Raw genomic sequence first — 14,256 nt, 5'->3', positions numbered from 1 at the left:
CGGCATCGCCAGAAGGCATCGTTCCCCATGCGCTCGAAGAGGTGCTGGAATGTCTCCAGACTTTCGTAGCGCGGTTGCCGCCTACATCAGGCGCGAGGCGATGCCGGAGGAGAAGTACGGGCATCAGCCACGCGTCTACGCCCTTACCCGGCTGATCGGTGAGGGGCTGGAGTACGACGATGACGTGGTGTACGCGGCAGCCTGGCTCCATGACCTGGGAGTCTTTGTAGGGCACCGTCCGGAGGATCCGCAGAAGCTTGTTCAGTGGGATCACGTTGCCTATACGGTCGAGAGGATACAGGGCATTCTTGAAGATGCGGGTTTTCCCGCGGATAAGGTTCCCGCGGTGATTGACGCCATTCGTACCCATCAACCGGAGGATGATCCAAAGACGATCGAGGCCACAATTCTTCGCGATGCAGACATCCTCGAGCAACTGGGTGCCATCGGAATTCTTCGTGGAGTAAGCAAGATAGGACGCGATACCCGTTACAAGACTTTCACTTCCGCTGTAGCAAACCTGCGCCGCTCTTTGCAGGATCTGCCTGCCAGGCTGCGCCTGGAAAGTGCGCGCAATCTGGCCGAGCCCAAAGTGCGGATCCTGCGGCAGTTTCTTGAGGCGGCTGACCTGGAAGGTAAGCCTGAACTTTTTTGAGCTGTGGGCGCGCAGCGTGCTTCACTTGACCTTGGCGTGTGTTTCTCCCGGAGACTGAATTCTGCGCACAACCGTGGAGCAGCGCGCGATGTGCAGGAAGACGGAAGGCACAGGCAACTACATATTTGCTGGAAGGCATGAAGGATGAAGACGAACGTAGCTGAGGATCACGAAGCGCTGGCAAGTGATCCACAATTCCGAACCATCCTGGGGATTCGTTTTTTCAATGGCGATGGACCTCAGGCGATTCGCAAGATTGAGCACGGTGGATTGGTCCTTGTTCCTTCAGGACCGGGGCTGAAGACTCTTCCTTATGACCAGCCCTATCGCGAATCGCTGCTGGATGCCGACCTTGTGCTTCCCGACAGCGGGCTGATGGTTCTGTTGTGGAACATGCTGGAGCGGGATTCTTTGCGCCGTCTCTCGGGCCTGGAGTATCTGCGGGACCTTGTCGAGCAGCCGGATTTTCGCGCTCTGCACGGCACTTTCTGGGTGATGCCGAGCCGGGAAAGTTCGGAGAGAAACCTGGCGTGGCTGCGTGGGCAGGGAATCGAGATAGCTCCTGAGGATGTTTATATTGCGCCGCGCTATGGAAAACCCATTGAAGATCCGGTGCTTGTGGAATTGCTGAATCAGCGGCGGCCTCGACATGTCATGCTGACCGTAGGCAGCGGTGTGCAGGAGATTCTTGGTCACTATCTCAAGCGGAATCTCAGTTACCTGCCTGCGATCCATTGCATTGGTGCAGCTATTGCTTTCCTTAGCGGGGATCAGGTCCACATTCCCGTCTGGGCGGATCGTATGGCGCTGGGCTGGCTGCTGCGCTGTTTGTGGAAACCGCAGCAGTATGTTCCGCGCTACTGGGATGCCCGCAAACTTGTCCCATTAATGCTTCGTGAGCGGCACCGTATGCCCAGCGCGTGACGGAGCTGTCTTTTTGCTCTTCGACTTATTCATTTGAAACTACGGTCCTACCTTCACATGGCGAGAAAACTGAGAATCGGCTTTGTAGCGGCGCAAGACGCTCTGGACATCAATGGCTTCTCGGGAAGCACCTTTCAGATGCTCTCCCACATTCGCCAGCAGGATGTCACTGTGGAGGTTTACAGCCCGCTCGATCAATCGATCAAGTATTTGCTCGCTCCCGTGAAGGCTTTTGCAAGGCTGCGCAAGAAGACCTGCACGCTGGAGCATTATCCGCTGGTTGCCAAATCGCTTGCCCGGCAGATACATCGGCTCCTACGCGAACGTCCGGTGGATGTTCTGGTCGCGAGTAGCTCCATGCCTATCTCCGCGCTGGAGTGTGAACAACCCATCCTCTTTTGGACCGATGCCGTTTTCCACGATATGTATGGGTACTACGCAAAGTCATTTGCCAATATGACAAGCGCAGGCGTGGAGCGGGCCAAGAGGACGGAGGAGGCGGGACTGGCGCACGCAACCTATGCTGTCTACGGCTGTGATTGGGCGGCCAGGACTGCGCGGAAGCTTACCGATCCAGAGAAAGTTCGGGTATTAACATTTGGACCGAACCTGTCCATCGAGCACACCGCCGAAGATGTGAAGCAGTGGGCAGAGGCTCGCAGAAGAGAGCGGCCTCATGGCTGCAGGCTCCTCTTTATCGGGGTGGATTGGTCGCGGAAGGGTGGTGCGATTGCCGTGGAGACAGCGCGGATATTGAATGAATCCGGGCTTCCCACCACGCTTACTGTTGTGGGAACTTCTCCGGCGGAAGCTACACCGGATTATGTTGAGACGCTGGGATTCATCAGCAAATCCACTCCCGAGGGACGAGCGCGTCTCGCACAGCTTTTGCGGGAGGCGGACTTCTTTATTCTTCCCACCCAGGCGGAGGCCACTGGAATCGTCTTCTGCGAGGCCAGCGCCTTTGGGCTTCCCGCGCTTTCGTATGCGACGGGTGGTGTGCCCGATTATGTGCGCACAGGCGCTAACGGAGTATGCCTGCCAGTAGGAACTCCAGCCGAGGGCTTCGCATCTGCCATTCGCGGAATTCTGCAGACCCCTGATGAATACAAGGCGCTCTGCTCCAGCGCGTTTCACGAGTATGAGAGCCGCCTGAACTGGGACACCTCATCGCGCGCGCTGGTTGACTTGTGCCGCAGCGCGTATGAGCAACGCCAAAATGGCGAGAAACGGATTCTTACGTTTTAGGCGAATCTCGCAGGTGCTCTCAGACTTACCGCGTGGCTAAGTCCGGTCCAAACGATACGCCATGTTCTTGTAATGCCTCTCCGATTATGGTCCGGGCAACAAATACCGACGCCAGCGGAGATAGATGGCCATAATCTACGACCATCAATTCCTGCGTATTGGGAACGCGCTCCAGACAGCCGCCATTCTTGCAGAGTCCATTCAGAAGAGAAACGTAGATCAGATTTGTGGAGCGTCCATATCTAGACTGTAGTTTCATCTCTGTCGTGAAGATTCGAGTGTCTAAACCTGCGTTGTTATAGCCGGGATCTTTGCCCCAGAAGTTTTGTACAAAGACGAGTGGCAACGATGGAAGCCACTGTGCGTCCGGTCCTATCAGCACTACGGAACCGGCACCCAGACTATGCAGGCGAGTGGCGAGACTATCCCAATCCGTGTGCTCCTGCTCATCCGCCTGCGCAAGGATGACGATCCGTGGCTTCAGTCGCGCAACCTCCTGCAAAGCATATTGGTTCGAGATGTCGCACGCATCTGCCGGAGTGTTGCTCTGCCCGCCTGTGATGCTCGGGTTACACCCGGAGGTAGTTACCTGCGCAAGCCGCGGGTTTCCATCGAAGAGATTTCGCAGGCCTGCAGAGAGAGCTGCTGCGTGCGAGTCCCCCCAGAGAAATGCAGATTGATGTACAGGAACGTCCGTGCAGGAAGCTGCAATGCTTCGCTTCCGAGTCTTCCTGTCCCAGTCATAGAAATCACATTCGGAGTGATAGATCGCATCCAGCCCGTGATCGTGCAGCTTTTGATAGTGTGCGAGAAAGATGAGCTTGGGATTCCTGTTGATCGCTCGCGTCGGCAGACCATTCAATCCGTAGGATAGAAACCCGGCACCTGCGATGAGAATCATGCAGGCACTTAAGCCTATAACCTTTGCGCGGCTATGCCCGCCGAAGCGGATCGGTTTCTCAACGAACCGATAGGTGAGCCAGGAAAGCAGGCAGGCTATCAGAAGCAACCCAACGCGAACCTTTGTAGCGACTGGACCAAATGAGACGATTTGCGCGAAGGAGAGCAACGGCCAATGCCACAGATATAGAGGAAAGCTAATCAACCCAAACCACACCAGAACAGGGTTTGTAAGTAGCCGGCGATTCAACCATGCTTCTGGCCCCGCAGATAGGATCAGGCAGGTGCCAATGGTGGGCAGCAAGCCCCACCATCCAGGGAAGAAGCTTGTACTGGTTAACAGCGCGATAGCAAGACTGAGCAAAACGAATCCCAGAAAGGAGCGGATATTTGCAAGTCTCTCCGTTGTTATGCGGGGAAACAGTCGTTGAGCGATAGAGTGAAGCGAAGATGTCTTGTAGAGAACTACATAAGACAAGATGCATCCCAGGCCCAGCTCCCAAAAGCGCGTGAAGGGAAGATAGAAGGCAGCAGAAATATCGGAACGCATGATGTAGATGCTCAGCGCAAACGAGACAAGAGTGAGTGCTGTGGTAAGCACCAGCAAGTTGGCGCGCAATTTCCAGGCGAGATAGATCAGCAGCGGCCACACAAGGTAAAACTGTTCTTCGATTCCCAGCGACCACAAGTGGAGAAGTGGTTTCATCTCCGAAGAACTATCGAAATAGCCAGCCTCGCTGAGGAGCGCGATGTTAGAGAGGAAGCCTGCTCCGGCGGCAATATGTTTGCCTAATTGCGAGTAGGGAAGTGCCGCCAACGAGAACCAGCCAAATGCATAGCAGCCCACCAGCAACAGAATCAGAGCGGGGAATATCCTCTTGATGCGGCGTGCATAGAAGGTCTTGAAATCAAACGCATCCTTGGCAAGGCTTTCAAAAATAATGCTGGAAATCAGAAATCCGGAGATAACAAAAAAGACGTCGACACCGATGTAGCCTCCCTGTATATGTCCAGGGAAGGCGTGGAAGCCTACCACTGCAAGAACCGCAAAGCCGCGAAGTCCGTCGATGTCTGGGCGATATCTAGGGTGGACGAGTGGCGGATGGATATCGTCAGCGAGGAGCGACTTGTCTTTTGTTAAGTTCAAAATCAGTCAGTGTGTCCTCAGCGGTTATTGCAGTTATTACGATCGGCTCGCGTCGCTATGCGGGAATACTCGATTCCGGATTGCCGCGCTGCAGCGCCGTTCGATGGAACAGCGAGCTATATTTTTTTGCAACGACAGCCGGCGCAAGGTGCTGCTCAAACCTTTGCAGTGCGCTTGCCGCTAACCTGGTTCTAAGTGTGGCGTCATCGCAGAGGTGCTCGAGGCTTGCGGCCAGGTCTGCTGCATCTCCACTGGTGACGATACCCGCTCTGCCATAGTCAACGATCTCTCGTTGAACTTCCCAATCCGGCACTACGGGAATCGTACCCTGAGCCATCGCTTCTAGGTATACCAGTCCATAACTCTCAAAATAGGATGGCATCAGGAATACATCGCTATCGCGCATCAACTCCAGAACCTGCGCGTGAGTTACCGCACCAGCGACGTGCAAATTCGGGAGCGAGGGTGCCGCAATCGTTCCATCCGTCTGCGCAGAGATTACGGTAAGGTGAATCTGCTTCTGGATGCTAAGGGGCAGGCCTTCCATTGCAGCATAGACTCGCCCTAACCCTTTTCGCTGTGCTTCATGCCCGACGAACAGGCAACGCAGCGGCCCCGATCGCTCTATCTTTTCCTGCATGCGACTCGGGTCAATGGTTTTCACATTTGGTAGAAAGAATGGCACGGCGACAAATTTGTCAGCTATCTCGGGAAACCACTGTCCCAGCCTCTCCCGCTCTGCTTCCGTGGAAACCTGTACTGCGGCAGCTTCGTGGAAGCCACCCTTTTTCACCTCATATTCAATATCGAGTTCGTTCTGCGAGACACCTCGGGCCAATGTCATCGCGGGATCGAGGATCGAGTTCTGCCATACCACAGGAATACCGCTGGCGTTCCGGGGAAAATCGTCGTGGCAAAAGACCACATGGCTTCCGCTCCGGGCAAACTCCTTTTGGTCGAGAACAGAGTGAGGATCTTCCGCGAAGGGAAGCCTCAGCTTCCGATAGAGAACGTGCCGCGCATATCTGGCGTTCACGTGAAAGGTCGTCGCATTGGATTGTGCAGGATAGAAGGTGCAGTCCGGCTCGAATTCGTGGATGCGAGGAATGGAGAAGCGAGTGTAACGCCAGTCCGTGTTTCGCGGGCGCAGAAACCACTTCGGCGTTTGGATATATACCTTCGTACCTTCACCTGTCATGACGAGCCATTCCTCGTTGTCGTTTCGCGCAGTGGTCGTGCCATGCAGCCGCATCCTTGATGCAACCAATTCTGCTGTAACTCACTTTTTATATTGCCAGCATCGACGGTTCTGGAGATAGCTCTCTGCTAGATTCTCCCGGGATTTTTTGAGAGAAGCGGATAGCGCCAATCCGCCTTCCAGAAGGTCTCCTCCATTTACAATGAAGTATGAGCCAGATCCTCACTTCCGCTGAAGTTTCAACGGTTGCCCCTCAATCAGTCGCTTCTCGATTGAAGACTCATATCCCGCAACTGGATGGAGTCCGCGGTATCGCGATTCTCCTCGTGTTGTTGTGTCATATGGGGGCCATCGTCCGTGATACTTCGATTGCTCCTTATCTGGAGTTCGGATGGGTTGGTGTCGACCTCTTTTTTGTCCTGTCTGGTTTTCTCATTACGAGAATTCTTGTAGGCACCAGGGATAAGAGCGGCTATTGGTGGAGGTTTTACTCGCGACGTGGGCTGCGGATCTGGCCGCTTTACTACGCCTTTCTATTCGTGAACGCAGGATTGATCGTTGCCTCCAGTCATGTCGGATTTTTAGAACGCATCATCCATTCTTCGGCTAACCTTCGGGCTCATCCTTTATCCATCGCGACGCCATGGGTTCTGTATCTTGTCCTGGCGCAAAACTTCTACCCGGCAACTCTGTTCAGTTTCAAAGACTTCACATCCATAACCTGGTCCTTGTGCATCGAAGAGCACTTCTATGTTGTTTGGCCGCTGCTGGTAAGACGGCTATCCATTCCCAGGCTTCGAGTGATTCTGGTGTTGCTGCTGCTCCTGTCGCCTATAGCCAGGCTGGTAGCGTTCCTGTCCTTTCACGGAGGGAATTATGACGTCTACTACCAGATGGTGAATCGTGTTACCCCGTTTCACCTGGATGGATTGATAGCTGGATGTCTGCTGGCACTGTCGTGGAATCCGTTGGAACCACGGAGGTATGCCAGGGTTTTCGTGGCATTGTTTTTAGGTGGCGGCATCGTTTCTGCTGTGTTGTTGCGCTTCGTCAACCATGGCATTGCCTTTTCATTCGTATTCTCGTGTCTTGCGGCCCTGTTTGCCGGCCTGGTTGGTCTGGCGCTGATGGGCTGGCAGTTGCGCTTCTTTTCCAACTCAATTTTGCGTTATATCGGAACGATCAGTTATGGACTCTATCTGATCCATCCCACGGTCTTCCTCATATTCCAGAGCCATAGTATTTATTCAAAACTAGGCATAACAAACAACCTGGCAGTAGTGGAGCTAGTAGCTGCCGCCATTGCTATCGCCTGCAGCTTTGCGTTGGCCACGCTCTCGTGGAGATATTTTGAGAGTCCTATCCTCAGACTAAAAGACAGGCTGACATCGTAATCCCCGCTTCCAGTTAGCAGCCAGCTAAAGGTGTCTACCGCGCAAGATGTGGATTTGTGCGACCAGGACCGGCGAACCGCCAGGGTTGAGCCTGTGGCTGCTGAACCTGTACCTTTGCTGGCCGGGCGCTGGTCTCCAGGAGCGTGAAGAAAATGACGAGGATGATCGACTGGTCCATGCGAACCGTATAGCCGAACGGAGAGAACAGAATACTCCAGAATTCAAGAAGGACGATGTAGGCGAGATAGGGCGACAAGGGTGGCTGCACGGTCACCACTCTCAAGAGGGCCTTGCCATTCAGATAGAAAATATAAATCCAGAAGACGGCGCCGAGAAAGCCCGCCCATACCCACGCTTCCATCAGGTAGGAATGGCACGGAATCAGATCGCCGATGAACTGGTCTTTCTGTTCCGCAGGGGCCTCGTCGTCGGTATAACCTGCCGCGTCTTCGATATCTGCCAGCATCAAATTGTACTTACGATCTGCAGCCCAGGATCCGTGCCCCAGGATGGGGCTATCCACCACTGCTCTCCATGAGATAAGTGTCTCGGGACGCCCGCCGACCAGCATGCCGAACTTCCCGCGCGACTGTTCCTCATATTTCTCCAGCGCCCGATCGCCAAGCGCGCCGTGTGAAGCAAGATACGAGTAGGTTTTGGTCGTGGCAAATGCAACCACCCCCACTAGAGCGAGCAGTACTACTACGTGCATCGGGAACTTCGGCCTAAGTCTTCGCGCGCTGGGTCGAGGAGCAGAGCGCATATACAACGACGGTCCGTTTCTCCGCCTTGCAAATGCGGACAACGGAAGGATCAGCACGCTGGAAGCCATGATGATCAGTGTTTGCGAGCGAAAGTTCTGTGACAGATTCACCCCTGCAATCCCGATCATCAGAAGAAACGCAATCCCATACTGTCGTTTAGCGTAGAAATAGGAACTGGTGAGTAGAATTGTGGGGATTACAAAGGTGGAATAGCCGAACTTCCAGGCTCCAGCTTCATCAAGCCAGAATCGATTGAAGAAGTAGAAGGCAAGGGCATTGCCCAGAATCTGGCCAATGATCAGGAGAATGATGCGTCTGGTGTTCTTGTAGGCAAGCGCTGAAACAACACTCAGATCGATGGCGAAGAAGACGATTGCCGCGAAGCCTCGGGCCGCCAGGCCGAAGTCGGTATGCCGATAGAAATCCGTCACGACCTGGGAGAGCAGCCACAACCCCATCAGGGTAAAGATTGTTTTGCTGTAGCCTCTCCAGATGCGCTTCCACGCCACCAGCAGGCAGGGGAGAACCACGAGAAGCGTCATGACTTCTCCGCCGGGAAGCGCGCCGATCAGCGTGATGGACGTGAAGTTGGCAAGCGGAAGCGCGAGGCAAAAGAGGTCTATGGCATAAGAACCCGGCGTCCTGGCCTCAGCACCTGGGCTGAACCCAGTGATTGGCCGGAACGCTATGCGTCCTTGTCTGGAATAGGTCCCTGAGGAAGTTTGCATTCGATGCCAGTCCTATTCTGCGGAGTCCTCGCCCCGATTCAGCTCTGAATCGGGGCGTGTCGAGACTCTATTGCTCGTTTTGCTCACCGCGATAGGTGTAGTAATCGTTGTAGGAGCGTCCGTAGTACTCAGCATAGTCGGGGGACTTGTAGTCCACGGCATTCAGGACGGTTCCCAGCAAGTTGGCGCCAGACCGGAGGAGCAGATCGCGGCCTCGCACGGCAACGTTCGAAGTAGTTTCGCCATAGCGCAGGACTAATGCCACGCCATCGCTGAGAGGTACAAGAATCATCGCATCCGCCACGGTCAGGATGGGCGGCGTATCAATCACGATGAAATCATATTGCGAGCGCATGGAGTCGACGAGATTGTGCATCTCTCTGGCCCCGAGCAATTCGGCTGGCATGGGAGCAATGGGACCCGCCGGGAGGATCTGCAGAGAAGGAATTTTGGGATACTGGTAGAGGGCCTCTTCAGGCGCGATCTTGCCACTCAATATGGAGGAGAGACCGACACGGTTCGCAATCTTGAACCGCGTATGAACCGAGGGGCGTCGCAGATCGGCATCGATCAGCAACACGCGGGCTCCGCTCAACGCGAGAATGATAGCGGAGAGGGTGGCCACCGAGGTCTTGCCTTCGGCGGGCTTTGAGCTGGTGACCAGGATGACCTTGGGCGGACTGCCGGGCCGCGACAGCAGCAGGGAAGTCCGCAAGGCGCGATAGGATTCGGCGACCTGGGACCATCCTGATTCGACGCCGGACGTCGCACTTGCGGTGAATGCGTCGGGAAGAATGTCTTTGCCCTCGGCGGCCGGGATCACGCCCAGCAACGGCAGCCCCAGCTTTTCTTCCACGTCGGAGAGCGACTTGATATTCGTGTCGAGCGCGTAGATCAGCAGCGACAACAAAACACCAACCATGAATCCGCCTAGAAATCCAACGCCCAAGTTAAAGGTCTTGCGCGGGCTGCTGGGATAGTCCGGAGTATCGGCTGGATCGATCATGCGGATACTTGTAGAGTGCAAGCCGGCGATGATGCCTGCTTCCTGGAGGCGCTGCTCTAACTGGTCATAAAGGGTGCGGTTCGACTCGTATTCCCGGCGGGCGAGCGAGTACTCCACGACTTTTGAGTTGGTGTCGTAGGCGCGCTGCTTCTCGGCATCGAGTTGCGCCTTCAGGTTGGCTTCATTCCGGGAGGAAGCTTCAACTTCCTTCTCGGCATGCTTCAGGATGGTGTTTTCCGAATCGCGTATGGCCTGGTCAACCTGCGCCATCTCGGCGCGGAGCGAGACGATGCGCGGGTTGGCGTCACCATATTTGGCATGCATGGCCGAGTATTCATCTGCCAGCTGCGTTCTGCGCGCGCGAAGCTGAGAAATGACTTGATCGTTGCTCAAGGTATCCAGAACAGCGGGCGAAGAGCTCTTCATCGCGATCAGGCGAGCTTCCTGCATCATTCGGTCGGATTCGACCTTGGTTAGATCGTTGTTCAATCCTTCCAGCCGTGCGAGGGCGATGCTCTGCGTCTGATCGATTCCAACAATGCCAATCTGGTTTTGCATGGAGAGCATGTGTTCCTGGCTCGCCTGCAAACGGCGCTGTAACTCTCCTAGCTGCGCCTGCAGCCATTTCGAGACCTGCTCCGTGGCCTGGTAATTGTCTTTGAAGTTGTGCTCGACGTAATTGTCGATAAGCCTGTTACAAATCTGGGCCGCCAGCGCCGGGTTCGGAGACAAAAAGCTGATCTCCAGAATATTGGTATGTCCGGAGCGCGTGGCAGTCAGTCCCGCCTGAAAGGTGGAGATAAGAGCGTGACGGTCCAGCCTTTTCGATAAATCCCAGGCGCGGCCCGGCGGATGCGGCGCGAAATCATTGTTCTGGTCGAGGTTCAGCGATTGAATCGTTTCCAGCGCCAGGGTCGAGCTGCGGAGAATCTGAATCTCCGTTTCCAGACGCGCCGAATCGATGTAGGAGTCGCCCCCACCCGTCTGATCGAGCCTGAACTGGTTGGCGCTATCCTGGGTTAGCTGGATCTGTGCAGCCGCACGATAGATGGGAGTGCTGCGTGCATTTTTGTAGGCGGCGATCCCTATGCCCACCAGCGTACAAACCGCCACCACCCATAGATATTTCTTGGCAACACGCAGCAGGCTGGCGAGCGAAATCTCCCGGCCTGCCGCCGGCATCCATGGACCACCGTCGCCATAGCCAGCAGAAACGGGCTCAGCAACGCTAGAAGTTTGATCAGGATATTGAATCATTCTGCTGAAAAACCCCGATTGCCTTGAGTAGATACAGTGCTGTGGTCGGAGATAGAGGGAAGGAAATAGCCCATATCTAAATGGTTCAGCTTCGCAGACTGCAATTCGAAGAATTTGCTACTAAGTACGAGGTAGACCTCAGCCGAAGAGGGTTTTCCCATGTAAACATATCTCATTATATGGGTAGTCAACATCCTTGACCAACCCTGCGATCGAGCGCAAACTCCAGCAATGAATCTGCCCACCGGGCCGGGGTGTATTGGCAGGAGAGTTCGTGGCTGGCCCGCGACATCCGCTCCTGCCTTTTCGAGTCCATATTGCTGACCCGGTTCATCACTTCCGCCAGATTGGCAACGTCGCCGGCATTCACAACAAAACCGTTGTAGTAGTTGTGCACCAGATGGGGAACTGCTCCGACGTTTTGGGTGGCGACAAGAATCAATCCTGCAGCGGTGGCCTCATTGACCACCAGTGCCCAGGGCTCGAAGATGCTCGGCAGCAGCAGGCATCCGGCGTTTGCCATCTGCTGGGGAAGGTCCGCGGGCTGAACGAATCCCTTCAACTGGATGCCGGACTTATCTGCAAGCAACGACTGCAATGGGCCAACTCCGCATACGATGAGCGGCCAGGGGTCCTGAGTTGTCTGCCGGTATCTTTCGTAGGCTTGCGCCAGAGTCACAATCCCTTTTGCTTCAATCAGTCTGCCGACAAAAATGAAGGCATGGGGCAGCGGGGTTCCGCGCTCCATCCTCTTCTGGTATACGGCGGCGAACTCCGGTTGCTCGCAGGAGAGCGAACCGAGCAGGATGTTGCTGAGAGGGAAGCCCAGCCTGCGGGCAAAATTCGCCTGATGATGGCCGGGAACCCAGGCTGCGTCTGCCATCGGCAGTACATACCGGGCCGAGACGATTGTCCCCAGCCGCTGCCGCAGGGTTCCTTTCCAGTAATTGTCCATAGTCATCAGGCGCAGACAGCGCCCCTTGAGCGGCTTCATAATACGGCGGTAGATGGGAACGTGCCAGCCCGCCACGACAACCACATCTGGAGAGAAGGCTTCCAGCCGGGTGTGCAGGCGGTCGAAGTCGCGCTCGTCCCGCCATACCACCTCGTTCTTCATCCAGGCGAAAAGTCCTTCTTCGTACGGAGCCTCGCTGCTGGTCGCTTCATGCGCTACAAAGAGCTCCACTCCTGGACGGCTGGCCAACTCTCGCAGGCAGGCGTTCAGATAGCCGGAGAGGCCGGTCCAAAGTACCGCAACTCTCACTGGGGCCTCCCCTGAATGCGATAGCGCAGGGTATGGACCAGTTCCCCAGGATCTCGCAGAAATCGCTCTGCCCTGTACCACAGGCTGAGGAGGGCATCGCTCTGGCGGCGGTCTCGCCCCCGAAGCTGGCGGAAGATGCGTGCCGTATCCGCTGCATAGATCTGCTCCGCACTCCTTGAGCCTGTAATCGATGCTCCGTGGATGCGAAAAATGCTGAGGTCTTCGTGCAGGAATCCGACCCGAAATCCCTTCGCCACCATATTCACAAAGAGTTCGCCATCCCAGCAGGAACGGTTTTGCAGATTAAATCCTCCTACAGCCTCAAAGGCTTTGCGGCGAAAGAAGGTGGATTGCTGCAGCCACGTAGCGCCGCCATAGATAAACCTCGATGGGGTAAAGGCTGTAGCTTTTACCCGCCGGACGGGTTTTCCTGCATGGTCTGCGATGAAGCCGTCGCCCATCAGAATGTCGTACTCCGGGTGGCTCTGCCAGAAGTCCGCGACCTTGCGCAGAGCACCGGGCAGCAGCAGGTCATCTCCGTTCAGGAAGCCGAAGATATCTCCTGTTGCACGTGCGAATCCCTTATTTAGCCCGTCTGCCGCACCGCGATCGGGTTCGAAGACCTTGTGCGCGATCTTGTCGCCATATCCCTCGATAAGTTCCCGGCTGCCGTCATTCGAACCCGGTTCGACGACGATGTACTCAATCTCTGGATAATCCTGATTGAGAATCGAGTCCATTGCCTCCTGCAGAAACTCGCGCTGCCGGAAAGCCAGTGTCACGATGCTGAATTTCATTCCTCACACTTCTCCGTTTCCCTACCAGGCACGCAACGCCGCCGTTAACTAATATCGCACAGGCTGGGTTACGAATTAATCTACTGCCGGTGATCGGTTAGATGCATGTCGTCACGATGTTTGTTTCGTTTCCAGTTCCTGGGTCTTGAGAACGATCATGTACTCGTAAAAAGACTGCAATACCGCGTAGGTAAAGCCGGCTTTTCCATCGAGCAATCCGCGCTTTCCAAAGTAGAGGATGGCGAATTTGATGAGAGGGCGTGCGGGTAAGCGGTAGAACAGCTCCTTCTGGTGGAAGCGCCTCTCGTGAAAGTTCGTCTCGGTAAATGCCGCTTTCAGGCTGAAGGGCCGGTTGGCCTTACGATTCTCGATGATCTGTTGCGCCTCCATTGTGGAGTAGGCGTTATGCCGATTCACCCAATGGCTCAGCCCTTTGCTGAAGGGGTAGTGATCGAGAAATCCGCCCAGCGTGCCCGACGACCCATCCACCACCGAGACAGGATTGATGCGTCTCTCATAGTGCAGTTTTTCTGGGCGAAAGAGGCGCAGATAGTATGGCGATGCTTGCACGTGCTTCAGCCAGGTCCCCAGGAAAAAGTCGCGGCGCTGGATCTGAAACGCCACGTGCCCGCCCGGATCTTTGACGGCTTGCAGCACATTCGCGACAAGCTCTGGCGTGGTGCGCTCATCGGCATCCAGATGCAGCACCCAGGGGTATTTGAAGGCAATGTTCCTGAGGGCCCAGTTCTTATGAACCGATTCGTCTCCGCCGAAATATTGGGGGTCCTGCGCTGGACGCACCGTGACCCTGGCTCCCGCGGCCTCGGCAATCTTTACGGTGCTGTCTGTGCTGTTGGAGTCATAGACGTGGATATCGTCGCTCCACGCTACGGACTGCAGGCACCCAGGCAGATCTTTCTCTTCATTCTTGGTGGGGATGAACACCGAAACCATTCAGCAGGAGCTCCGTGTGG

11 protein-coding genes are annotated in these 14,256 nt (G+C 55.4%); 4 read left to right on the top strand and 7 right to left on the bottom strand.

Going from position 1 to position 14,256, the window contains the following annotated elements; translation table 11 throughout:
- Window positions 1-49 precede the first annotated feature (49 nt).
- The 3 genes from VM554_04845 to VM554_04835 all read left to right on the top strand — a co-directional run bounded on the left by VM554_04845 (window position 50) and on the right by VM554_04835 (window position 2,827).
- The gene (locus VM554_04845) at window positions 50-655 is read left to right on the top strand and encodes an HD domain-containing protein (protein ID HVJ07687.1); all 606 of its coding nucleotides are present in this window, start codon (window positions 50-52) and stop codon (window positions 653-655) included.
- Window positions 656-799: 144 nt separating this feature from the next.
- On the top strand, window positions 800-1,579 hold the full coding sequence (locus tag VM554_04840; protein ID HVJ07686.1) for a WecB/TagA/CpsF family glycosyltransferase: 780 nt from the start codon (window positions 800-802) through the stop codon (window positions 1,577-1,579).
- 57 nt (window positions 1,580-1,636) lie between these two features.
- Complete coding sequence (locus VM554_04835) at window positions 1,637-2,827, top strand: glycosyltransferase family 4 protein (protein HVJ07685.1); 1,191 nt, start codon at window positions 1,637-1,639, stop codon at window positions 2,825-2,827.
- 25 nt (window positions 2,828-2,852) lie between these two features.
- Here VM554_04835 and VM554_04830 read toward each other — a convergent pair whose 3' ends face one another.
- Together VM554_04830 and VM554_04825 are read right to left on the bottom strand one after the other, a co-directional pair.
- Window positions 2,853-4,874, bottom strand: a complete 2,022-nt coding sequence (locus tag VM554_04830; protein HVJ07684.1) for an acyltransferase family protein — start codon at window positions 4,872-4,874, stop codon at window positions 2,853-2,855.
- 55 nt (window positions 4,875-4,929) lie between these two features.
- Window positions 4,930-6,072, bottom strand: coding sequence for a glycosyltransferase family 4 protein (locus tag VM554_04825; protein HVJ07683.1), 1,143 nt, complete (start codon window positions 6,070-6,072; stop codon window positions 4,930-4,932).
- Window positions 6,073-6,344: 272 nt separating this feature from the next.
- On the opposite strand from VM554_04825, the gene VM554_04820 reads away from it, so the two are divergent.
- Window positions 6,345-7,466, top strand: coding sequence for an acyltransferase (locus VM554_04820; protein HVJ07682.1), 1,122 nt, complete (start codon window positions 6,345-6,347; stop codon window positions 7,464-7,466).
- A gap of 34 nt (window positions 7,467-7,500) precedes the next feature.
- Here VM554_04820 and VM554_04815 read toward each other — a convergent pair whose 3' ends face one another.
- The 5 genes from VM554_04815 to VM554_04795 form a co-directional block, all read right to left on the bottom strand.
- Complete coding sequence (locus VM554_04815) at window positions 7,501-8,958, bottom strand: hypothetical protein (protein ID HVJ07681.1); 1,458 nt, start codon at window positions 8,956-8,958, stop codon at window positions 7,501-7,503.
- 67 nt (window positions 8,959-9,025) lie between these two features.
- Complete coding sequence (locus VM554_04810) at window positions 9,026-11,146, bottom strand: polysaccharide biosynthesis tyrosine autokinase (GenBank protein ID HVJ07680.1); 2,121 nt, start codon at window positions 11,144-11,146, stop codon at window positions 9,026-9,028.
- Between the two features lie 262 nt (window positions 11,147-11,408).
- Window positions 11,409-12,485 (bottom strand): glycosyltransferase family 4 protein, encoded by a 1,077-nt coding sequence (locus tag VM554_04805; protein ID HVJ07679.1) that lies wholly within the window; start codon window positions 12,483-12,485, stop codon window positions 11,409-11,411.
- Window positions 12,482-13,282: a glycosyltransferase family 2 protein gene (locus VM554_04800; protein HVJ07678.1), complete on the bottom strand. Its 801-nt coding sequence runs from the start codon at window positions 13,280-13,282 to the stop codon at window positions 12,482-12,484. Before VM554_04800 ends, VM554_04805 begins: the two co-directional genes overlap by 4 nt.
- Window positions 13,283-13,393: 111 nt before the next feature.
- Window positions 13,394-14,236 (bottom strand): glycosyltransferase family 2 protein, encoded by an 843-nt coding sequence (locus VM554_04795; protein ID HVJ07677.1) that lies wholly within the window; start codon window positions 14,234-14,236, stop codon window positions 13,394-13,396.
- Window positions 14,237-14,256: the final 20 nt, after the last annotated feature.

It is taken from the genome of Acidisarcina sp., from assembly GCA_035539175.1.
In the GTDB taxonomy this organism is placed as follows: Bacteria; Acidobacteriota; Terriglobia; order Terriglobales; family Acidobacteriaceae; genus JANXZS01.
The sequence above is the reverse complement of the archived record's forward strand: the minus strand, read 5'-3'. Positions and strand labels throughout refer to the sequence as shown.

Bases quoted from the DNA above. Each gene is read 5' to 3' on its own strand.
- VM554_04840 (HVJ07686.1), top strand. From the start codon at position 800: ATGAAGACGAACGTAGCTGAGGATCACGAAGCGCTGGCAAGTGATCCA.
- VM554_04835 (HVJ07685.1), top strand. From the start codon at position 1,637: ATGGCGAGAAAACTGAGAATCGGCTTTGTAGCGGCGCAAGACGCTCTG.
- VM554_04810 (HVJ07680.1), bottom strand. From the start codon at position 11,146: ATGCCGGCGGCAGGCCGGGAGATTTCGCTCGCCAGCCTGCTGCGTGTT.
- VM554_04800 (HVJ07678.1), bottom strand. From the start codon at position 13,282: ATGAAATTCAGCATCGTGACACTGGCTTTCCGGCAGCGCGAGTTTCTG.
- VM554_04825 (HVJ07683.1), bottom strand. From the start codon at position 6,072: ATGACAGGTGAAGGTACGAAGGTATATATCCAAACGCCGAAGTGGTTT.
- VM554_04815 (HVJ07681.1), bottom strand. From the start codon at position 8,958: ATGCAAACTTCCTCAGGGACCTATTCCAGACAAGGACGCATAGCGTTC.
- VM554_04795 (HVJ07677.1), bottom strand. From the start codon at position 14,236: ATGGTTTCGGTGTTCATCCCCACCAAGAATGAAGAGAAAGATCTGCCT.
- VM554_04845 (HVJ07687.1), top strand. From the start codon at position 50: ATGTCTCCAGACTTTCGTAGCGCGGTTGCCGCCTACATCAGGCGCGAG.